The 22232-nt window shown below is 69.4% G+C and carries 16 protein-coding genes; 6 read left to right on the forward strand and 10 right to left on the reverse strand.

What is annotated here, in order from left to right:
- Nucleotides 1-4 precede the first annotated feature (4 nt).
- The gene (locus ACNUDN_RS05795) at nt 5-895 is read left to right on the forward strand and encodes a universal stress protein (protein WP_419121064.1); all 891 of its coding nucleotides are present in this window, start codon (nt 5-7) and stop codon (nt 893-895) included.
- On the opposite strand, the gene ACNUDN_RS05800 is transcribed toward ACNUDN_RS05795, so the two are convergent.
- Nucleotides 873-1415, reverse strand: a complete 543-nt coding sequence (locus tag ACNUDN_RS05800) for a GNAT family N-acetyltransferase (protein ID WP_419121065.1) — start codon at nt 1413-1415, stop codon at nt 873-875. The genes ACNUDN_RS05795 and ACNUDN_RS05800 overlap by 23 nt on opposite strands.
- A 170-nt stretch (nt 1416-1585) precedes the next feature.
- On the opposite strand from ACNUDN_RS05800, the gene ACNUDN_RS05805 reads away from it, so the two are divergent.
- From ACNUDN_RS05805 to ACNUDN_RS05815, 3 genes are read left to right on the forward strand one after another with little or no spacing between them, the layout of a single operon-like run.
- The gene (locus ACNUDN_RS05805; RefSeq protein WP_419121066.1) at nt 1586-2161 is read left to right on the forward strand and encodes an Rv1733c family protein; all 576 of its coding nucleotides are present in this window, start codon (nt 1586-1588) and stop codon (nt 2159-2161) included.
- A complete protein-coding gene (locus tag ACNUDN_RS05810) occupies nt 2158-3204 on the forward strand; it encodes a zinc-dependent alcohol dehydrogenase family protein (RefSeq protein WP_419121067.1) in 1047 nt (348 codons plus the stop codon). Before ACNUDN_RS05805 ends, ACNUDN_RS05810 begins: the two co-directional genes overlap by 4 nt.
- 38 nt (nt 3205-3242) lie before the next feature.
- A complete protein-coding gene (locus tag ACNUDN_RS05815) occupies nt 3243-4004 on the forward strand; it encodes a universal stress protein (protein WP_419121068.1) in 762 nt (253 codons plus the stop codon).
- 40 nt (nt 4005-4044) lie between these two features.
- Here the strand turns inward: ACNUDN_RS05815 and ACNUDN_RS05820 are convergent, their stop codons facing one another.
- A complete protein-coding gene (locus ACNUDN_RS05820; RefSeq protein ID WP_419121069.1) occupies nt 4045-4890 on the reverse strand; it encodes a universal stress protein in 846 nt (281 codons plus the stop codon).
- A 4-nt stretch (nt 4891-4894) separates the two neighbouring features.
- On the reverse strand, nt 4895-5878 hold the full coding sequence (locus ACNUDN_RS05825; RefSeq protein ID WP_419121070.1) for an Acg family FMN-binding oxidoreductase: 984 nt from the start codon (nt 5876-5878) through the stop codon (nt 4895-4897).
- Between the two features lie 126 nt (nt 5879-6004).
- On the opposite strand from ACNUDN_RS05825, the gene ACNUDN_RS05830 reads away from it, so the two are divergent.
- A complete protein-coding gene (locus ACNUDN_RS05830; protein WP_419121071.1) occupies nt 6005-7477 on the forward strand; it encodes a bifunctional aminoglycoside phosphotransferase/ATP-binding protein in 1473 nt (490 codons plus the stop codon).
- A 29-nt stretch (nt 7478-7506) separates the two neighbouring features.
- Here ACNUDN_RS05830 and ACNUDN_RS05835 read toward each other — a convergent pair whose 3' ends face one another.
- The 5 genes from ACNUDN_RS05835 to ppsA are packed head-to-tail and all read right to left on the reverse strand — an operon-like array spanning nt 7507 to nt 16490.
- Entirely contained in the window at nt 7507-9816 is a 2310-nt protein-coding gene (locus tag ACNUDN_RS05835) for a heavy metal translocating P-type ATPase (protein WP_419121072.1), read from the reverse strand.
- A gap of 2 nt (nt 9817-9818) precedes the next feature.
- Nucleotides 9819-10700, reverse strand: a complete 882-nt coding sequence (locus ACNUDN_RS05840) for a universal stress protein (protein ID WP_419121073.1) — start codon at nt 10698-10700, stop codon at nt 9819-9821.
- A 28-nt stretch (nt 10701-10728) separates the two neighbouring features.
- Nucleotides 10729-11529 (reverse strand): universal stress protein, encoded by an 801-nt coding sequence (locus ACNUDN_RS05845; RefSeq protein ID WP_419121074.1) that lies wholly within the window; start codon nt 11527-11529, stop codon nt 10729-10731.
- 12 nt (nt 11530-11541) lie between these two features.
- Nucleotides 11542-14199: a magnesium-translocating P-type ATPase gene (gene mgtA, locus ACNUDN_RS05850; protein WP_419121075.1), complete on the reverse strand. Its 2658-nt coding sequence runs from the start codon at nt 14197-14199 to the stop codon at nt 11542-11544.
- Nucleotides 14196-16490, reverse strand: coding sequence for a phosphoenolpyruvate synthase (gene ppsA / locus ACNUDN_RS05855; protein WP_419121076.1), 2295 nt, complete (start codon nt 16488-16490; stop codon nt 14196-14198). Before ppsA ends, mgtA begins: the two co-directional genes overlap by 4 nt.
- A gap of 190 nt (nt 16491-16680) precedes the next feature.
- Between ppsA and otsB the strand changes: the two genes are divergently transcribed.
- Nucleotides 16681-20226, forward strand: a complete 3546-nt coding sequence (gene otsB, locus ACNUDN_RS05860; RefSeq protein WP_419121077.1) for a trehalose-phosphatase — start codon at nt 16681-16683, stop codon at nt 20224-20226.
- A gap of 75 nt (nt 20227-20301) precedes the next feature.
- On the opposite strand, the gene arcC is transcribed toward otsB, so the two are convergent.
- Both arcC and ACNUDN_RS05870 read right to left on the reverse strand, forming a co-directional pair.
- The gene (arcC, locus tag ACNUDN_RS05865; protein ID WP_419121078.1) at nt 20302-21222 is read right to left on the reverse strand and encodes a carbamate kinase; all 921 of its coding nucleotides are present in this window, start codon (nt 21220-21222) and stop codon (nt 20302-20304) included.
- 4 nt (nt 21223-21226) lie between these two features.
- Nucleotides 21227-22231, reverse strand: a complete 1005-nt coding sequence (locus tag ACNUDN_RS05870) for an ornithine carbamoyltransferase (protein WP_419121079.1) — start codon at nt 22229-22231, stop codon at nt 21227-21229.
- Nucleotide 22232 lies beyond the last annotated feature (1 nt).

The following is a 22232-nucleotide window of genomic DNA, read 5'->3' on the forward strand; positions in this document are numbered from 1 at the left end:
GTCCATGTCCCAACCCCTGCCCAAGCCACGCGGAGTCGTCACCGCGGTCGACGGATCGCCGAGATCGCTGGCGGCAGCGCAATGGGCCGCGCGCGAAGCGTCGCTGCGCGACGTGCCGATCACCGTGGTTCATGTGCAGTCCAGCGAGGACATCAGCCCGTGGCTGGACCTGCCGATCAGCGACGAGTACCTGGCCGCCCGCGACCGGCGGGCCGCCGAGATCGTCGACGAGGCGGTCGATGCGGTGGCCGAGGCGTTACAGGACCGGCGTGCGGTTCCGGTCCATCAGGTGATCCTGACCGGCCCGGCAAAGCCCGCGCTGCTCGATCTGTCCAAAGACGCCGACCTGGTCGTCGTCGGAAACCGGGGTCTGAGCGGACTGGCCCGCCTGTTGCTGGGCTCCACCAGCACCGCACTGCTCCACCACGCGCACTGCCCGGTTGCGGTGATCCACGACGACGAGCCGGCGGCCGGTCCCGAATCGCAGGCACCCGTGGTGGTCGGCGTCGACGCGTCCCCGTCGTCCGAGCGGGCCATCGGGATCGCTTTCGACGAGGCATCGCGGCGGGGTGTGGAGCTGGTGGCGGTCCACACCTGGATCAACAGTGCCGATTTCGCCGTCGATGTGACGGTCGAGGATCTGGAGGCGCAGGCCGACGAGGAACTGGCCCAGAGGCTCGCGGGATGGGGTGAACGGTACCCGGATGTCATCGTGCACCGGGTCGTCGGGCAGGACAACCCCGCGCACCGGCTGATCGAGGAATCCGCGCGCGGCCAACTGCTCGTTGTCGGCAGCCACGGGCGGGGCGGCTTCGCGGGTCTGCTGCTTGGTTCGGTGAGTTCGACGGTGGCGCAGGCGGCCCGCGTCCCGGTCATCGTCGCACGTCAGTCCTGAGCCGATCGAGGTCGACGCGGATACGCACGATCTCACCGTCCCGACGCCCGGTGACCGGCCAACCGGCATCCCGGATCACCTGCAGCATCGGCTGATTGTCGGCCAGCACATCGGCGGTGAGGCAGTGCAGGCCGGCTGCCATCGCCCGCCGACCCAGCTCCTGCAGCAGCAGGGTGCCCACACCGCGCTGGTGCTGTTCGTGCGCCACCAACACGGCGACCTCCGCGCAGTCACCCGTGGCCGTCGTGCTGTAGTCGGCGATGCCGATCAGTTCACCGGACTCGAAAGCGCCCAGCGCGCAACCCGGTTGCGCGCCTGTCACGCAACCCGGTTGCGCGCCTGACACGCAACCCGGTTGCGGCGGTGTGGTGAGTGCCAGGGCCCATTCGGCGATGTAACTGGGATAGCGCGTCAGGAACCGCCGGTACCGTTCCTCCACGTCCAGTTCGGTGGCGAGGCGGATGACGGCATCGTAATCGTCGTTCGTCAGCGCCCGAATGTCGCAGGCCCGCGTATTCACGGGTTTCTGTCTACCCTGCGAGGGCCGGAACCGCGACAGGCGCTGCCCCGGCCGCAGTGGAGGCGTTCGACACCTCACCAGGGGACCTTCGCCTCTGCTTGGTGACGGCCGGGGTCGACCATGATCGGTCTCATCACCAATGGTCGGACCGATCGCGACGGGAGTCCAACGTGCAGACCTTCACCTTCGGCCTCGGCGTGTGGGCCCGCAGGCTCCTGGCTCGCAGCCCGCTCGTGCGGGCAACCGACCGTGTCGAAGCGGTCACGCTGGTGCTCGTCGTCGCGCTCAGCATGCTGACCGTTCCGATCGCCGGCGCGCTCGGGACCGCCGAATACGACCGCCTGGTCCAAGTTTTCGCGAGCGAAAGACTCGCTCGGCACGAGGTCGCCGCCACCGCGGTGACCGACAGCCGCGAGGTGCCCGAGCCCTACGGCAAGGCCTACGTCACCGAGATCAGCTGGGATTTCGCCGGCGGCACCCACACCGCCGAGATCCGGACCACACAGCGCAGTGCCGGCGACCAGGTGGCGATATGGGTCGACGATGCCGGTAACCGCACCATCCGGGTGCCCTCGGATTCCGACGCGGCCGCCCAGGCGGTGGTCATCGCTCTCACCTTGTGGTCGGTGGTCTCGGGTCTGGGGGTGGCCGTGTGGCTGGTGGTCCGGATGCGCCTGGACCGCCTGCGTTTCCAAGCATGGGATCGCGATCTCGGCGATCTCGCAGACCGGGAGGGTCGGATATGAAGGCGATGGTCTACGACGGACCTGGACGTCGGTCCTGGCGGTCGGTACCCGACCCGGTCATCCAGCAGAGCACCGATGTGATCGTCAAGGTGGACGCGGTGACGATCTGCGGAACCGATCTGCACATCCTCAAAGGTGATGTGCCGGAGGTGGAACCGGGACGCATCCTCGGGCACGAGGCGGTGGGTACCGTCACCGAGGTGGGCTCTGCGGTGCAGACGTTGTCCGTGGGTGACCGGGTGCTCGTCTCCTGTATCAGCGCGTGCGGGGCATGCCGGTACTGCAGAACGGGCCAGTACGGCCAGTGTCTGGGCGGGGGCGGATGGATCCTGGGGCATCTGATCGACGGAACCCAGGCCGAGTACCTACGGGTTCCGTTCGCGGACAACTCGACTCACAAAGTACCCGCCGGTGTCAGCGACGAGCAGATGATCGTGCTGGCCGACATCCTGCCGACGTCCTACGAAGTCGGTGTCCTCGCCGGTGCCGTCGGTCCGGGTGACGTGGTCGCAATCGTCGGGGCCGGACCGATCGGGCTGGCCGCGGTCCTCACGGCGAAGTTGTACAGCCCGAGCCACATCGTGGTGATCGACGTCGCCGATGCGCGGCTGGACGCAGCGCGAAAGTTCGGGGCCGACACCACGGTCAACTCCGCCACGCAGAACGCCCGCGCGGTCATCGACGAGCTGACCGGCGGGTTGGGCGCCGATGTGGCGATGGAGGCGGTCGGCCTGCCCGAGACCTTCGAGGAATCGGTGCGGCTGGTGCGCCCGGGCGGGCATGTCGCCAACATCGGCGTGCACGGCGCCCCCGCGACACTGCACCTCGAGCAGATCTGGATCAAGAATCTGACCATCACCACCGGTCTGGTCGACACCCGGTCGACGCCCACGCTGATCCGGTTGGTGGCCAACCATCAGCTCGACACCGCGTCGATGATCACCCACCGGTTCTCGATGAACGAGTTCGACACGGCCTATGACGTTTTCGGTGATGCCGCGCATTCGGGCGCACTGAAGGTTCTGGTGACGGCGACACCATGACGGCGACACCATGACGACCACACCATGACGAGGACACCATGACGACGACACCGTCGCTCGGCGACGGGCCGGTCGTCGTCGGGGTGGACGGTTCCACCACCTCGCTCAACGCGGTGCGGTGGGCCTGCGTCGAGGCGCTGGCCAGGGACGCGTGCCTACGTCTGGTTCATGCGGTGCCCACGCCCCCGCCCAACGGTGACGCGCCCGGGTCCGACGCTGTTCTCGCCCACGCGGAAAGTGTCGCGTTCGCGACACCCAGATCGCTTCGGGTGGAGACGGTGTCGGCCGTCGGGGCTCCCGGGCCGGTTCTGCTCGCAGAGTCGCGCGGTGCGGCGATGGTCTGCATCGGCTCTCGGTCGACGGAGAGCCGCGAAGGTCCATGGATCGGCTCGCTGGCGACCGTTCTCGCCGACGCCGCGGCCTGCCCAGTGGCGATCATCCGGACCCGTGCGGACGGAACTGCACAGACCGAGGGTGTGGTCTCGGTGGTGCTGACCGACGACGAGGACTCTGACGCGGTGGTGCACCTGGCGATGCACGAGGGCAGGCTGCGGCACGCCACCGTCCGTCAGATCGACCAACGCGCCGCCAGCTGGGTACGCCGGTATCCGGATGTGCACGTCGAACTCGTCTCGGCCGGCACCGGTCACCAGTACGCGCGGCGCGAGTCGACGGCGGGCGGGGTCGGGTTGGCGGTGGTGGGCAGCCGGGACGCGCGAGAACTGGCTTCGGTACGGATGCCGAACTGCCATCCCATCCTGGGCTATCCGGACTGCTCGATGGTCGTCGTCCGCTCGTGACCGACCTGCGCGACGGTGATCCGGCCGGTGTCCCGCCGGTTCACACCAGTCCACCCGCCTCGCAGACGATGATGTCGAAGCACGCCGACGGCGTGTTCTCGTCACCGGCCGGGGCCGTCAGCTCGGTGATCCCGGCCGCGCGTTCATGCGGGACGATCGCCAGCCCGATGTCGTCCCGGTGCCGGGCAAGGTAATTGAGGATGCTGCCCGGGAGCGCGACGGCGTGCGCGTCCAATTCGGGGTGGCGTCGGCGCCACGGCGCCAGCCGGCGTTCCCAGTGTGCCCGGACCAGCCGGTTCTTGTCGGCCACGGCCCGGTCGTCGTGGATGTCGGGGTAGCGGGAGGGCCAGGTTGCGACCACTCGCAGCGCGGCGCCGCGCAACAGTGCCTCGTCCACCCCACGCGCCAGGGTCAGTTCACCGGCCGGGCAGTCGCCGGCTTCGGCCACCACCCACCGCGCCGGGCCTGCGCCGTCGCCGGCGGCACGGATGATCGCCACCGGGCACAGAGCCGTCGGGACCACCGCCGCGGCGGTGGATCCGACCCGGCCGCTTCCGGCGCGGGTGGTGCCGGAGGACCCCACGCACAGCAGTGCGGCGTCGCGGGACTCGGCATGCAGCACGTCCGCCGGTGCGCCGCGCAGGATCTGGGCCTCCACTTTGACCGGCCTGCCCTGCGCCTCGACCGCGGTGACCGCGGTATGCACGATGTGTCCGGCGCGTGCCAGATCTCCGGCTCCGACCTCGGTGCCGTGGGCCGGGGTCACGGCGTGCACGAGCCGCAGTGGAATGTCCCGGCAGGCCGCCTCGTCGATCGCCCAGACGGCCGCGGCGGTGGCTGCCTCGGACCCGTCGATCCCCGCGATCACCGCGGGCGATCTCGGCACGGTGTCAGCCTCTGATCTCGAGCACGTCGGAGGCGGGGCGCCGCGGCGTCGGCGGGCCCAGGTCCGCGGTGGCCGGTGCCGTCCCCACCCGCACCAGCAGCTGGGGGGTGTCGGTCGACCCGGTCAGGGCCGCCACGATGTCGCGGCTCTCGGACACTTCGGTGAGATGGGTCAGCGTGCACGTCGCGAGGTCGGCGAGGGTGGCCTCCAGCAGCACCCAGGACAGCGCCTCACCGCACCGGACGTGGTCGGCGCGGGTGTCGTCGGCGGTGCAGAGCACCACGATCTCGGCCTGATCCTCGGTCAGCTCGGCGCGGCGATCGGACCGGCCGGCGGTCGGGAAGTCCCGGCTCATCGGCATGTGGTCGTTCTCGACCCCGGAGAGCAGCGCCGCCGCGGGAATCCCCTCGGCGACTTCGACATCGGCCGTCCAGCCGACCAGCTCGGCGTGGTAGGCGGAGTCGTAGCGGCGGGCCGACCGGGCCAGTTCGGAGGCCCGGATCAGTTCGGCTCGCGACTGGTCGGCGATGACGTGCAACGACACCCCCGCCGCGGCGGGTGCTGCGGTGAGCCGGCTCAGGAACGCGTTCCCGCCGATCGGCGCGGCGAAGGGCAACCGGTCGGTGCGACGGCGACCGATCGCGTCAGCGCGCCGGCGGTGGGCCTCGGTGACGAAGTCCATCGGGGTGAAGTCGACGGAGGCCAGCTGGTCGAGGTTGTTCGGGTTGGGGAATCGGTCGACGTTGCACGCCCAGCCGGCCGCGGCCATGGCCACCCGGAAGTGGTCGAGCACGGCGCCGCAGCTGATGACCAGTTCGCGTCCGGTGGGGTCGGTGTGCCGTGGTGCGGCGGTGCGGTCGAGGAAGAGCGACACCGCGGAGCCTTCGCTGACCCACCGCCAGGGCTGGCTGTTGTGCAGCGACGGCGCGCGCGAGGCCAGCGCCACCGCGTCGGTGATGACCGCGGTATCCACCGTCACGTCGCGCATGGCCCACCTCCTTCCGGTTCCTCAACGATGCCGCGACCGGCACCTGACCGGCAGGGCCAATGGTCCTCAACGCCGGGACCGGGTGACCCTGCCCGGCCCGTGCCGGGCCCGGGCAGGATCACCGTTATGGACGACGGGTTCTCGATGGCCGCCGGAAACCTCGGTGCCGAGGTGCACGAGACACACACCGGCCTGGTTGCGCTGGTCGGTGACCGGGCCTACAAGGTGAAAAAGCCCGTGGTCACCGACTTCCTCGACTTCGGGACCACCGAGCGTCGGGACCGCGCCTGCCGGCGGGAAGTGGAGCTCAATCGGCGGTTGGCGCCGTCGAGCTACCTCGGCGTGGGGTCCTTCCGGGCTCCCGGCGGGGACAGCGAGCCTGTCATCGTCATGCGCAGGTATCCGGACTCGCAGCGGCTCGCCGAGCTCGTTCGCGCCGGAGCCCCGGTCCAGCGCTGGCTCACCTCGATCGCAGAGCTGCTGGCCCGCTTCCACCGCGGCGCCGAGCGCGGACCGCACATCGACCGGGAAGCGAGCCGGGAGGTCCTGTCGCAGCGGTGGCAGCAGAATCTCAGCGAACTGCGCAGACATGTGGGCACCGTCGTCGCCGACGACGCCGTCACCGACATCGAGCGGCTCTCCGAGCGCTACCTGGCCGGTCGTGGCCCGCTCTACGAGCGGCGGATCGCCGGTGCTCACATCGTCGACGGCCACGGTGACCTACTCAGCCAGGACATCTTCTGCACCCCGCAGGGGCCGATGCTGCTGGACTGCCTGGAGTTCGACGACCGGCTGCGCTACGTCGACGGCATCGACGATGCCGCGTTCCTGGCCATGGATCTGGAGTTCCAGGGCCGTGGCGATCTCGCCGAGTTCTTCCTCGACGAGTACTGTCGGCAGGCCGAGGACTTCCCGGCGAGCTCGTTGCGGCACTTCTGCGTGGCCTACCGCGCGCTGGTGCGCGCCAAGGTGGACTGCGTGCGCGTCGGCCAGGGCCATCCCGAAGCCGGTGCCGACGCGCAGCGCCACCTGTCTATCGCGCGTGCGCATCTGCGCTCGGGCAGCGTGCAACTGGTACTGGTCGGCGGCGGGCCGGGCACCGGGAAGACGACGGTGGCCCGAGGTCTGGCGCAAGAGACCGGGGCACAGGTGATCTCCACCGACGAGGTGCGACGCGAGCTGCTGCGCGGCGGAGTGGTCGGTGGCGTTGTCGGAGAGCTGAATTCCGGGCTCTACGCCGCCGACAAGGTGTCGGCGGTCTACGACGAAGTGCTCAGCCGTGCCCGGGCGTGGCTGAGCGCCGGGCATTCGGTCATCCTGGACGGCACGTGGCGCGACGCGGACCAGCGGCGCCGGGCGCATGCCGTGGCGGCCCAGACATATGCACCGATCGTCGAATTACGCTGTACGCTACCGGTTTCCGACGCGCAGCGGCGGATCGTCGAACGCGGTGCGACGGTGTCGGATGCGACTCCGGAGACGGCGGCCGAGCTGGCCCGGTGGGACACCGAGTGGTCGGGTGCGCATCGGGTCGACACGGCGGGGCCGCCAGCCGATTCGGTGGCGCAGGCCCACCGGGTGTGCCTGGCCGCCGTCTGAACAATGCGGTCTGGACCATGAGGTCTGGCTCACGCGTCGCTGTCGTTGGGCGCCAGCGTGAAGTAGTTCTCCTCTTCCTGCACGAAATGCAGGCGCAGCAGCGCATACAGCCCGTAGAGACAGGCCAGCAGATCGTCGACCTGATAGGCCTGGATACTTCCGGCGCTCTCGGCCAGCTGCACATGGGTGCCGATGCGGTCGGCGAGCCGTTGGATCTCCGCGTGGGTCCTGCTCATGGTGGCGGTCGCCTCCCTGCTGTGCAGCGGAGCGGCCAGCGCCGGGTAAAGCCGGGTCTCCTCGGCCCGCTCGTGGGGCAGTATCCGCTCGGTGAGCAGCGTGTAGGACCGGATCACCGAGCGCAGCGCGGCGGCGTCGGGCCCCTGCACCAGGCGGTCGGCGCTGTCCCGGATCTGACCGAGTGAGTCACGCAGCTCGTCGTGCTCGGCGGAGAATCCGCGCAGCATGGTCTCGGTGCCGGCAGCGAGCTCGACCCTGGTCTGCGGATCGCCCCGCAGCGCGCGCAAGGCGTTGACGATCACCGCCACGTCGATGGCCTCCTGCAGCAGAGCCCCCGCCGCGGGCGGCAGCCACCCCAGCGCGGCGGCCGCCATCGCCAGCAGTGACAGGGCCATGCCGACCGTTGCGCTCTGCACCGCGATGCGCCGTGACCAGCGGGCGATGTCCATCGCGTCGGCGAGCCGGTCGAGACGATCGGTGGTGAGCACCACGTCGGCGGCCTCCGACGACGCGGTGGCGCCCCGCGCTCCCATCGCGACCCCGACCGTGGCCGCAGCCAGCGCCGGCGCGTCGTTGATGCCGTCACCGACCATCACGGTGACTGCACGCTCACGCTCGACGTGCACGGCGGCGACCTTGTCGGCGGGTGTCTGCTGGGCGTACACCTCGTCGAGGCCCAGCACCGTGGCGACTTCACTCGCCGGCTCGGCCCGGTCGCCGGTGAGCATCACCAGGCGGGTGAAACCGGCTGTGCGCAAGCGGCGCATCGTCCTCGGCGCCTGGCGGCGTAGTGGATCACGCAGCAGCACCGCCCCGATCGGACCGGCATCGACGCACACCCAGGCCAGCGCCGCGCTGTCCAGTCGGGCCCGGTTCACGGCGCGCTGTGCCCACGGCGATGTGGCGGCGGTGTCGTCGAGTTTGCCGACGGTGACCCGCTGCCCGTCCAGGACGGCGCTGACGCCGCGACCGGGCACCTCGGTGGCCTCGGTGGGCAGCGACAGCTGCACGTCGCGTGCCCGAGCCTCGGCGACGATCGCTTCGGCGAGCACGTGGGGCGACACCTGATCCGCCGATGCCGCCAGACGCAGAACTTCGGCCGGGTCGGTGCCGGGTGCGGCGACGACGTCGACGACCTTGGGCTGCCCCATGGTGAGTGTTCCCGTCTTGTCCATCACCAGAGTCGTTGCGTGGCCGAGGTTTTCCAGCGCGGCTCCGCTGCGGATCACCACCCCGGCCCGCGAGGCCCGGGACAGACCCGACACGATCGCCACCGGTGCGGCCAGCAACAGGGGACAAGGCGTGGCCACCACCAGCACCGCCACCGCGCGTACCGGCGAGCCGCTCAACAGCCACGCAGCGCCGGCCAGCACCAGCGCCAGCGGCAGAAAGTAGGCCGCGTAGCGGTCGGCCAGGCGCACCACGGGTGCGCTTTCGGCGCCGGCCTGCCGAGCCAGCCGCACGATTCCGGCGTAGGTGCTGTCTTCGGCCGTGGCGGTCGCGGCCAGCTCGAACACGCCACCGGCATTGACCACACCGCTGCGCACCGGCACCCCGACGCCACGATCCACCAGGACCGATTCACCGGTGAGCGCCGATTCGTCGAGCACCGCGACCGAGGCGACCACCCGGCCGTCCACGGGCACCACGTCGCCGGGTGCGACGACCAGCACGTCGCCGGGAGCCACCTCGGCGAGCGGCACCACGGCGATCTGATCGCCGCTGCGGCGACGCGCCGATTTCGGCGCCCGCTCCAGCAGCGCGGTGAGATCGCGGGAAGCGCGGCGGGTGGCTGCGGCGTCGAGGGCGCGTCCCCCTGCGAGCATCACCGCGATCAGCGCGCCCGCCAGGTACTCCCCGACCAACAGGGTGCCCACCAGCGACAGCACCGCGATGAGGTCGACCCCGAGCCGGCCGGAGCGCAGGGCCAGCAGAACCCACAGCGCCGCGGGCACGATCGCGACGAAAGTGCCTGCGGCCCAGCAATAGTCGGCGATCTGTGGCGCGCCGAGCAGCCATGCGACGCCACCGGCGGTCAGTGCGCCGACCGTGAGCGCCACCAACACCGGTTCCGGGGCGGGACGCCACCGGGGGACCGGCACCGTCAGCCTCGTACCACGGCGACCGGTGCCAGCGCCGATTCGGCGACCGAGGTACTGACCGAGCCCAGCAGCATGCTGGTGATACCGCCGCGGCCGCGGCTGCCGACCACCACCAACTGCGCCTGCTTGGACTCGTCGATCAGCCAGCGGGCCGGCCTGTCGCAGACGATCCGGCGACGGATAGCGACATCGGGGTAGCGCTCCTGCCACCCGGCCAGGCGCTCGGCGAGGATCTCGTGACCCTGCTGCTCGTACTGGTGCCAGTCCATCCCGAGGATCGGGAACACCGCGACATCGCTCCAGGCGTGCAGCGCCACCAGATCGACCCCGCGGCGCGAGGCCTCGTCGAAGGCGAACGCCGTCGCCTGCTCGGACGCCGGCGATCCGTCGACACCGAGCAGGATCGGCAGTTTCTCGTCGGTGCGCGACACCCCGCCCTCTTTGGTGATCACCACCGGGCAGCGCGCATGGTGCAGCAGTGCGCGGCTCACCGAGCCCAGCACCGCGCCGCCGACCGGACCCAGTCCGCGGCTACCGATCACCAGCAATTCGGCATGGTCGGATGCGTCGGTGAACTCGGGCACCACACCGTCGTGGCGCACGTCGACGTTCACCGGTGGCGGTGCCGATCCTGCCAGGGTGGCGGCCAGCGTCTCCTCGGCCTGTTTGATCACCCGGCGGGCATTGTCTTCCTGCCACTCGTAGAAACTGGCCACGACCGCCTCGATCGGCCAGGTGACCACGATCGGGGACACCACATGCAGCAACGTGACCGGGCTCTGGCGGAGCACGGCTTCGGCCGCGGCCCAGCGCACCGCGGCGTGCGACTCGGGTGAACCGTCGACACCGACGAGGATTCCGAGTTCGTTTGAGGATTTCGACATGTGTGCCTCCTTGGCTTGCTGGACGCGCTCAGGACCGCACCACGAGCGCCGAGGTGGCGCCGTGCCGAAGCACCGAGTGACCGTGTCCGACGATCTGCGCGACCTCGTCGGCGTCGGTGCTGCCGATGACGGCCAGCAGGACGGGCTCGTCGTGCTTCTTGAGGAAGTGCGCGACATCGGCGCGATTGGCGATCGGATAGACGCGGACCTCGGGATAACGCTCGTGCCAGGGCCGGATCTGCTGCTCGAGTGCCTCGGTCGACCCCGCCACCTGGCCGTCGCCGAGTGCCAACACCGGGGCCCGGCGCAGCCGCGCCTCCTGCAGCGCGTGCTCGACGACGGCGCCGTTCTCCGGACGGTCGGTGACCGCGACCACGATCCAGCTGAAACCCTGATCGCTGCCGTGCAGATCGGGGCGGATGACCGCCACCGGGCAGTGGGCCTTCTCCGCGACCTCGGCGGCCGTCGAACCGAGAAGGGACCTGGCGTACCGGCCGATGCCGAGGGACCCCACACAGACCATCTGGGCGTGCTTCGATGCCGACACCAGTGCGAGCGCGGCCGGGCCGTCCACCACCGAGGTCTCGACGTGCACCCGCTTGCCGGTGGCCTCGATCGCGGTCCGTGCCTCACGCAGACAGTCGTGGCCGCGGCGCACATCCTCGGCGTAGTCGGGTGCGCTGCGGTCGCCGGGTTTCGTCGCGTAGATCAACTGCACCGAGGTGTCCCGCCAGACCGCTTCGTCGACGGCCCACAACACGGCCCGCATCGCGGTCGGCGAACCGTCGATGCCGGCGACCACCGGCGGGGACGAGTTCTCGGTTGCCATGGTGTCCTCCGTTCAAACGCCCTGATGAGAAAGTATTGAGTGCCGACGCTGCGCCCTAGGGCCATTGGTCATCCGGCTGAACCGGGCGGCGCGCCGATGCACCCGGTGCGCATGACCACGGGTGCGGTGTGTTCGCTCGACGGCCCGGGAGGGTTCTGCGGCAAAGGACGGACCGTAGAACATCGACTTGGTGACATCCACCAGTACCAGATAGCCGAGCGCCAGTGCGGCCAGCGCGGCGAAGAACTGCCACGGCAGCGGAGTGAATCCCAGCTGACCGGCCAGCGGTGAGATGGTCAGGGCGATGCCGACGGTGATCGATGCGCCGGTCGCCACCACCAGCGCACCGGCGGGCCGGCTGCGAAAGAACGGGACTCGTTTGGTGCGGATGGCGAAGATGATCAGTGTCTGGGTGGCAAGGGATTCCACGAACCACCCGGTCCGGAACTCGGTCGGTCCGGCCTGCAGGACACCGAGCATGAGCCCGAAGGTGAGGAAATCGAACAGCGAACTCACCGGTCCGAACGTGAGCATGAACCGCCGGATGAAGGCGATGTCCCAGTGCGCGGGCGCACGGAGCTGGTCCTCGTCCACCCGGTCGGCCGGGATCGCCAGTTGCGAGCAGTCGTAGAGCAGATTGTTCAACAGGATCTGGCTCGGCAACATCGGCAGGAACGGGAGCACCGCGGACGCCGCCGCGGCACTGAACATGTTGCCGAAGTTGCTCGAGGTGCCCATCAGCACGTATTTGACGGTGTTGGCGAAGATGCGCCGTCCCTCGGCGACGCCCGTGGCCAGCACGCCGAGGTCCTTCTCCAACAACACCACATCCGCGGCGTCCTTGGCGACATCGGTTGCGGTGTCGACAGATATCCCCACGTCGGCGGCGTGCAGCGCGAGCGCGTCGTTGACACCGTCGCCGAGGAAACCCACGGAACGTCCGGTGCGACGCAGCGCCGAGACGATGCGGGCCTTCTGGGTGGGGGAGATGCGCGCGAAGATGGTGTGGTCGCGGGCGACCACCGCCAGCTCGCTGTCATCGAGGCGGTCCAGCTCGGCACCGGTCAACGTGCCCTTGGATGTCAAACCGAGTTCGGTGCAGACTTTTTCGGCAACCTGCGGGTTGTCGCCGGTGGCGATCTTCACCTCGATCTCGAGGGCGGCCAGTCGGGCCAGCGACTCCCGGGCGGCGGCCTTCGGGGTGTCGGCGAAGATCAGGAACCCCCGCAGGTCCAGCTCGCATTCGTCGTCGGGGGTGAGCACGTCGAGGTCATCGGCGGGGCGGGTGGCCACCGCGACAACCCTTCTGCCGTCGGCGAACAGCGCCGCCAGGGTGCGCTGTGCCTGCGGTCCGGCGTCGGCGCACCGGGCCAACAGCTGCTCGGGTGCGCCCTTGACCACCAGGATCCGTGACCCGCGGTCGTCGATCAGTGCCGAGCTGGCGCGCCGATCGTGGTCGAAGGGCAGCAACGCCACCCGTGTCACCCCGTCGAGTGGATCGCGGCCCGCCCACAGCGCGGCGTCGAGGTCGTTGGCGCTGACCCCTGCCGCGGCCGGGTCCAGGTCGGTGGCCATCAGTCCATACCGCAACACCTGGTCGGATCCGGTGCCGGCCGGTGTGACGGCGTCGAGGAAGACGACGCGGCCGTCGGTCAGCGTGCCGGTCTTGTCGGTGATGAGAATATCGATGTCACCGAGGTCCTCGATGCACACCAACCGCTTGACCAGCACCTTGAGCCCGGCGAGCCGCCGTGATCCGGTGGCCAGGCTGGTGCTGACGATCGCCGGCAGCAGTTGCGGTGTGATTCCGACGGCGATGGCGAGCCCGAACAGGGCCGCGTCGATGGGCGGTCGGCCGAGCAGCAGGTTGGTGATGACGATGATCACGGTGAGGGTCAGTGCCACCCGCAGCAGTAGGTACGAGAAGCGCCGCAGACCGATCTGGAATGTGGTCTCGGGCTGGCGCTCGCCCAGACCCACTGCGATGCGCCCGAATTCGGCCTTGGCTCCGGTGGCGAACACCACCGCGACACCCTCGCCGGCGCTCACCACGGTCCCCATGTAGGCCACGTTGCGGGTGTCGCCGAGGGTGCTGTCGGCCGGACCGGGGTCGCTGGACTTCTCCGTCGTGGTCGACTCGCCGGTGAGAATGCTCTCGTTGCATTCCAGTCCGGTGACGTCGACGAGGCGGACGTCGGCGGGGACCAGCTCACCGATCTGCAACCGGATCACGTCGCCGGGGACCAGGGTGCTGACATCACACCGTTGGAAGCGTCCGTCCCGGCGCACCACCGCGGTGTGACGCACGGTGGTGTGCAGTGCGGCCGAGGCCTTCTCGGCGCGGTACTCGTTGACGAAGCCGAGTCCGACGCTGACGATGAGGATGACCCCGATGATGACCGCCTGGGTGTCGTCGCCGAGGAAGAAGGACAGCAGCGCGGTCACCGCGAGCAGTGTGAGCACCGCGTTGGAGAGCTGACGGCGCAGCACGGCGGCGGCGCTGACCGCGTGCGTGCGGACCACGTTGGGGCCGGCGGCGGTCAGCCGCGCCGCCGCCTCCGCGCTGGACAGACCGTCGGCGGAGGTGCCCAGCAGCGCCAGCGCATCGGTGACCGAGAGGTTCGAGATGCGGGCGCGATCGGCGACCGCCGTCGCCGGTGCCGCCGTCATCGGGCGGCTTCGAGCATCACCCGTCGTTCGGCGGCGGCGATCACGCGCCGGGTGGCGTCGACCGCGTCGGGATTCACCGATACCGAGGTGATGCCCAGTCGCACCAGGTGTTCGGCGAACGCCGGATTCGTCGACGGCGCCTGCCCGCACAACGACGAGGTGATCCCGAATTTGTTGGCGGTGTCGATGATCCGGCGGATGGCGTGCAGTACGGCCGGATCGGACTCGTCGAACAGCTCCGCGCAGACATCGGAGTCGCGGTCCACCCCGAGCACCAGCTGGGTCAGGTCGTTGCTGCCGATGGACACCCCGTCGATACCCATCCCGATGTACTGCGGCAGCCAGTGCACGACGGAGGGGACCTCGGCCATCACCCACCGGTGCAGCCCGCGCTGGCGGCCCAGCGCGCTGGCATCGACGAGGGTCAGGCACTCTTCGAGCTCCCAGCCGGTGCGCACGAACGGGATCATCAGTGCGACATTCGGCGAGGACTCCCGGATCCGCGCCAACGCTTCCAGCTCCAGCGCGAACAGGTCGGGTTCTTTGATGTACCGGTAGCAGCCGCGGTACCCGATCATCGGGTTGTGCTCGACGGGTTCGTAGATGTCGCCGCCGATGAGTCCGCGGAACTCGTTGCTGCGGAAGTCGGTGGCCCGGTAGACCACCGGGCGGGGCGCGAACGCCGCGGCGATGCGCCCGACCGAGGAGACCATCTTGGTGATCAGGGTCTCCTGCTCGCCGCGTGCGATGAGGTCCCGCGGATGCCTGCCGCCCAGGGCCTCGGTCAGCATGAACTCGGCGCGCAGCAGTCCGACACCGTCAACCGGCTGGGCGGCAACGGCTTCGGCGTGTTCGGGCATGGCCAGGTTGACATAGAGTCTGGTCGCCGTGACCTCGGCGGCCGGAGCGGCGGGCGCCGAGCGGTCGGACACCGACACCACCGCCGGCTCGACGCGCCCCGAGACCACCTCGCCGCGGGCCCCGTCCACGGTCACCGTGGTGCCGTCGTGCAGATCCCGGGTGGCGGTGCGTGCGCCGACGATGCACGGAACGCCCAACTCCCGCGCCACGATTGCCGCGTGACACGTCATCCCACCGGTATCGGTGACCAGCGCGGCTGCGCGGCGGATCGTCGGCAGCCAGTCGGGGTTGGTCATCTGGGCGACCAGGATCTCCCCGGCCTGTAGGCGTTGGCCTTCGTCCGGCGTGGCCAGGACGCGGACCTGACCCGTCGCGATACCCGGGGCCGCGGCCAGCCCGCGGGCCAGCACCACGTGCTCGGTGGCCGTCGAGCGTTCGGCGGTGGTCGGCGGTGCGGTGTGGCCCAGCGTGGTGATCGGGCGGGCCTGCACCAGGATGGTGCGGCCCGCGGAGATCGCCCATTCGGTGTCCTGCGGGCAACCGCTGTGCTTCTCCATGGCGATGGCCAGCTGGGCGATGGCGCGCAGCTCGTCGTCGGCGAGCACCCGCGATTCGGCTTGCGCGTCGTCGAGGTGCACGGTCGCGTCATGTCCGTCCGGTCCGCGGACGATCTTGAAGTTCTTGCGGCCCAACCTGATGTCGAGCGGTTGCAGCGTCTCCTTGGACACGATGTAGGTGTCGGGCTCGACCTCGCCCGACACCACGACTTCGCCCAGTCCGTATGCGGCCTCGATCACGACCCGGTCCCGAGCGCCGGTGCTCGGGTCGGCGGTGAACGCCACCCCGGCCTTGTCGGAGGCGACCATCTGCTGGACCACGACGGCCATGGCGGGTGCGCCGAAGAACCCCCGGCTGGCCCGGTAGGTGACCACCCGCGGACTGAACAGCGACATCCAGCATCGGATCACGGCATCGACGAGGGCGTCGTCCCCGCAGACATTGGTGATGGTCGCGTTCATCCCGGCGAACGACGCGTCGGCGCCGTCCTCTCCGGTCGCCGAGGAACGCACCGCGACCACCGCATCCGGTCCCAGCGCGTGGTAGGCGGGCAACGTCAGTCGCCGGATCGCGTCGCCCATCCCGGCCTTGTGCACCAGACCCTGCATCCGGCCGCACAACTCGGTCAGCTTGCTGTTGTCGGCGACACTGTCGAGCGCTTCGCGGTGCAGCGCAGCCAGTTCGGTGTCCACCCCGCCGTGGCGCATGGAGTCCAGATAGCAGGACCGCAGCAGCACGAACCCCGGTGGCACCGGCAGCTTGGCAGCGACGAGTTCGCCCAGGTTCGCGCCCTTGCCGCCGGCTTCTTCGGCATCACGGATGGTCAGGGTGGAGATGTCGCGGATGTGGGAGTCCGCAGTTCCTGCTGTCATGGGCACAGCCTGCGCTCGTCCACCGCCGTTGCGTAGCGTCCGAGGACCGCGGGCCGGATGCCGAAAGTCCCCGATCCATAGGGCCGGAGGTCCCTGGTCGGTGAGCCAGGGACTTCGGGCCCTTCCCGGTGCCGCACCGGGCGCGCTGCGATGAAGTCGGTCGAGACGGGGAGTAGAGGAGAAGACAGCAATGGTGCTGCCGGTGTTCATCGATCCGCGCTACCACGACGCGGTGATCCTGGGACCGGGGGCGGGCGTGAGCGCGGATCTGGTGCGTCAACTTCAGGCCGTCGAGATCGCCGTCGCCGCCGTCGAGGGAAAACCCGACCCGGAGGTGCTGCACGCGACGGCCGGGCAGCTCGCGGTGGCGCCGGCACGGTGCGTGTTCGTCGACGGTGAGCCGGCGGGCATCACGGCGGCCCGCGACGCTGGTTTCGCCCTGGTGATCGGGCTGGATCGGGCCGGCTACGCCGACGATCTGCGGCACTGCGGTGCCGACGCGGTGGTGTCGGATCTGGTGGCGATCACCGTGCGGGACAGCTACCGGCGCATCTCCACCATGGCCGACGCGCTGCGGTCCTACAGCGAGATCGCGCCGTTGGTTGAGACCCGCAGGCCTGCAGTGCTTTTGGACTTCGACGGCACGCTGTCCGACATCGTCGGCGACCCGGCTGCGGCGGCGTTGCTTCCCGGCGTCAGGACAGTTCTGGCCGGGCTCGCGACCCGGTGCCCGGTCGCGGTGATCAGTGGGCGGGGCCTGGCCGACCTGCAGGCCCGGGTCGGGGTGCCGGGCATCTGGTACGCGGGCAGCCACGGCTTCGAGCTGGTGTCACCGGACGGTGTGCACCACGAGAACGAAGCCGGACTCGACGCGGTCCGGGCGCTCGCCGGTGCATTGTCCGAACTGCAGGCCCGGCTCGACGGAGTCGTCGGCGTGCTGATCGAGGACAAACGCTTCTCTGTCGCCGTGCATTATCGTCACGTCGCCGCCGACCGCGTCGACGACGTGGTCGCCGCGGTGCGGATCACCGCGCAGCGCAATGGGTTGCGGGCCGCGCCCGGGCGAAAGGTGATCGAGCTGCGGCCCGACGTCGACTGGGGTAAGGGCGGGACGGTCGACTGGATCCTCGGCCGGATCGACGGCACCGAGCTGCTGCTGCCCATCTACATCGGCGACGACCTCACCGATGAGGACGGTTTCGAGGCGGTCCGGCACAAGGGGATCGGTGTGGTGGTCCGCAATCCCGAGTCCGGCGACCGGCGCTCTGCGGCGCGGTTCGCCCTGGAGAACCCCGAGGCGGTCTGCCGGTTCCTGACCCGGTTGTCCGAGCAGCTTGCCGTCGAGCAGGACACAGCCAACGATCCGTGGACCCTCACGTTCGGCGGCTACCTGCCCGAGGACGAACGACTCCGCGAGGCGCTGTGCACGCTGGGCAACGGCTACCTGGCCGTCCGGGGGGCCGCGCCGGAGTGCTGCGAATCCCGATTCCACTACCCGGCGACCTATGTGGCCGGGGTGTACAACCGTCTCACCGATCAGGTCTCGGGTGTCACGATCGACAACGAGAGCCTGGTGAACCTGCCCAACTGGTTGCCCGTCACGTTCCGCATCGACGACGGCTCGTGGTTCGACATCGACGCCGCCGACGTCAGATCCTATGTGGCGACGGTGGATCTGCGCCGGGGCACCCTGACCCGGGAGTTCGTGGTGTCCGACGAGGCCGGACGGATCACCCGGGTACGGCAGCGCCGGCTGGTCGCGATGCACCGCCCGCACGTGGCGGCCATGACGACCACCGTGTATGCCGAGAACTGGTCGGGCCGGCTGGAATTCCGGTCCGTCGTCGACGGCGGCGTGCAGAACCACGGGGTGCAGCGATACCTGGAGCTCGCGTCACAGCATCTGGCGGTCGAGAGCATGCGGGAACTGTCGGCCGATTCGGTGCTGCTGGAGGCGCGGACGGTCGAATCGGAGATCCGGGTGGCGATCGCGGTGCGCAGCACGATCTCGGCCGTGCCGGAACCCGACTACCGTGTCGTGGGCGAGGACCGCAGCATCGGCCACCTCATCGCCGTCGATCTGTGCGCAGGTGACGATGTCACCCTGGAAAAGGTGGCCGCGGTGTTCACCAGTCGCGACCACGGTATCTCCGGACCGGTGGTGGCCGCCGAGCGCGAACTGGCCACCGCCGGTGGCTATGACGATCTGGAGTGGTGGCATCGGCTGGCATGGGCTCATCTGTGGGAGCGCTTCAACGTCGATATCGGTCAGGAGCCCGACCTGCTGCGGCTGGTGCGTTTGCACCAGTTGCATCTACTACAGACGCTGTCGCCGCACACCGCCGACCTCGACGTCGGGGTGCCGGCCCGGGGGCTGCACGGCGAGGCCTACCGGGGACATGTGTTCTGGGACGAGCTGTTCGTGTTCCCGGTGATGAACATGCGGTTGCCCAAGGTGACCCGTTCGCTGCTGCTGTACCGCTACCGGCGGCTGCCCGAAGCCCGCCGCGCCGCGCTACAGGCCGGTTACCGGGGCGCGATGTTCCCGTGGCAGTCCGGCAGTGACGGACGTGAGGAGAGCCAGCGCCTGCACCTGAACCCGCGTTCCGGGCGGTGGAATCCCGACGCCAGCGCGCGTGCCCACCACGTCGGATTGGCGATCGCCTACAACGTGTGGCAGCACTTCCAGGTCACCGGCGACTTCGGTTTCCTGATCGACTACGGCGCCGAGATGTTGGCCGACATCGCCCGGTTCTGGGTCAGCGCAGCCACATTCGACCCCGACCGCGACCGCTACGTGATCCGCGGCGTGATCGGGCCCGATGAATTCCACTCCGGTTATCCGGGTCGCGATTATGACGGTGTCGACAACAACGCCTACACCAACGTGATGGCGGTGTGGGTCATCGTGCGCGCGCTGGAAGCGCTGGAGCGGCTCCCGTTGTCCTACCGGTTGGCGCTGCTGGAATCGCTCGGCATCGGCGACGACGATCTGGAGCGCTGGGAGGATGTCAGCCGCCGGATGTTCGTCCCGTTTCACGCCGGGGTGATCAGCCAGTTCGAGGGCTATGAAGCTCTCCAGGAGCTGGACTGGGACGGCTACCGGCAGCGCTACGACGATCTGCAGCGCCTCGATCGCATCCTGGAAGCCGAGGGGGACAGCGTCAACAACTACCAGGCCGCCAAACAGGCGGACAGCCTGATGTTGTTCTACCTGCTGTCGGCCGACGAACTCTACGAGTTGTTCGACCGGCTCGGTTACCCGTTCGGTCCGGAGCAGATCCCGGCCACCATCGACTACTACCAGAAGCGCACCTCACACGGCTCGACGCTGAGCGCTGTGGTGCATTCCTGGGTGCTCGCGCGTGGCGACCGTCGTCAGGCGATGCACTATTTCCGGCAGGTGATGGCCTCCGACGTGGTCGACATCCAGCACGGCACGACGGCCGAGGGGATCCATCTGGCGGCGATGGCGGGTAGTGTCGATCTGCTGCAACGGTGTTTCACCGGTCTGGAACTGCGCCGGGACCGCATCGTGGTGGGGCCGCTGTGGCCCACCACCCTGGGTAGGTTGACGTTCACGTTCCGCTACCGCGGGCACCGGCTGCGGATCAGCGTGGTTGGGCGCAGCGCCACGCTCAGCGCCGAGCCCGGTGACGCGTCACCGGTGATCGTCGAATGCCGCGGTGACACCAGGACGTTGTCCGCCGGGTCGACCGTCGAATTCGTTCAGTGAGGCGCCGATTCGGTGGCGCAGTCATCCGGCGCCGGCATGCGTCCGAGGGACATCGAGCGGCGTCACTCAGCGGCGTCACTCAGCGGCGACGCGGGTTCCGGCGGCACCGGCGACGATGCGCGCGATATCGGTCAGGGCGCCGATTGCGGCCACGTTGCCGGTGTTGCGCACGAAGCGACAGGCGGCCTGCACCTTGGGCCCCATCGACCCGGCAGCGAACTCCATGGCCTGCAGTTCGTCCGGGGTGATCTGAGAAAGCAGGGTCTTCTCGGCGGTGCCCCAGCCGGTGTAGACCCCGTCGACGTCGGTGGCGATCACGAGCATGTCGGCGTGCAGTTGCTCGGCCAGCAGCGCCGAGGCCAGGTCCTTGTCGATCACCGCCTCGACGCCGTGGAGCTGGCCGGTGCCGTCGTAAACGGTCGGGATCCCGCCGCCGCCGGCACAGATGACGGTGACGCCGTGCTCGACCAGCGTCCGGATCGGGCCGATCTCGAAGATGCGCCGGGGTTGCGGGCTGGCGATCACCCGCCGGAAGTATTCGCCGTCGGGTGCGAACGTCCACCCGCTGGCCTGTTGCAGCTGCCGCGCGGTCTGCTCGTCGTAGACCGGCCCGATCGGTTTGGTGGGATGGTCGAAGGCGGGGTCGTCGGCGTCGACCTCGATCATGGTCAGCACCGTGGCCAGCGGCTGTTCGGCCGGTAGCACGTTGCCCAGCTCCTGTTCGATGACGTAGCCGATCATCGCCTCGGTCTGAGCCCCGAGGACATCCAGCGGGTACGGGGCCACCTCGCGGGCCACGTCGTGGTAGGCCGCCGCCTGCAGCGCCAACAGGCCCACCTGTGGGCCGTTACCGTGGGCGATGACGAGCTGGTTGCCGTCGGCGACGGTGGCGAGGGAACGCGCCGCCGACCGGATGTTGACACGCTGGTTCTCGGCGGTCAGCGGCTGACCACGGCGCAGAATCGCGTTGCCGCCCAGGGCGATGACGATCCGCATCGGGTCAGGACAGCGCCGACACGAGGACGGCCTTGATCGTGTGCATCCGGTTCTCGGCCTGCTCGAAGGCGATGTTGGCCGGGCTCTCGAACACCTCGTCGGTCACCTCGATCCCGCCGGCGAGAGCGGGATACTGCGCGGCGATGGTCGCACCGACCTTGGTCTCACAGTTGTGGAAGGCCGGAAGGCAATGCAGGAACTTCACTCTCGGGTTGCCGGCGGCGGCCATCAGATTCGTGTTGACCTGGAACGGCAGCAGTTCGTCGATGCGCTCGCCCCACGTCTGCACCGGCTCGCCCATCGAGACCCACACGTCGGTGTAGATGAAGTCCACCCCGTGTACCGCCTTGGCCGGGTCGTCGGTGATCAGGATGCGTGCCCCGGAGGTGGTGGCGAACTCCTCGCACATCGACACGTGATCCTCGTGCGGCCACAGGTCCGGGGGCGCGCCGATACGCACATCCATCCCGAGTTTCGCCGCGACCAGCAGTAGCGAGTTGGCGACGTTGTTGCGGCCGTCGCCGACGAACGCGAACGCGATGTCGGTCAACGGTTTCGGGCAGTGCTCGGTCATGGTCAGCACATCGGCGAGCATCTGGGTGGGGTGGAATTCGTCGGTGAGCCCGTTGAAGACCGGCACCCCGGCGTATTCGGCGAGCTCCTCGACCGTCTTCTGGCTGGCGCCGCGGTATTCGATGGCGTCGTACATGCGGCCCAGCACCCGGGCGGTGTCCTTCATCGACTCCTTGTGTCCGATCTGCGAGGACGCCGGATCGATGTAGGTGACGTGGGCACCCTCGTCGTGGGCGGCCACCTCGAACGCGCAGCGCGTTCTGGTCGAGGTCTTCTCGAAGATCAACGCGATGTTCTTGCCCGCCAGGCTCTGCCGGCCCAGGCCCGAGTACTTGGCCCTCTTGAGATCACGCGACAGGTCGAGCAGATAGTGCAGATCGCGGTCGGTGTGATGAATGAGACTGAGCAGACTGCGGTTTCGGTTGTTGAACGCCACG

It is taken from the genome of Mycobacterium sp. smrl_JER01 (assembly GCF_048513595.2).
Lineage (GTDB): Bacteria > Actinomycetota > Actinomycetes > Mycobacteriales > Mycobacteriaceae > Mycobacterium.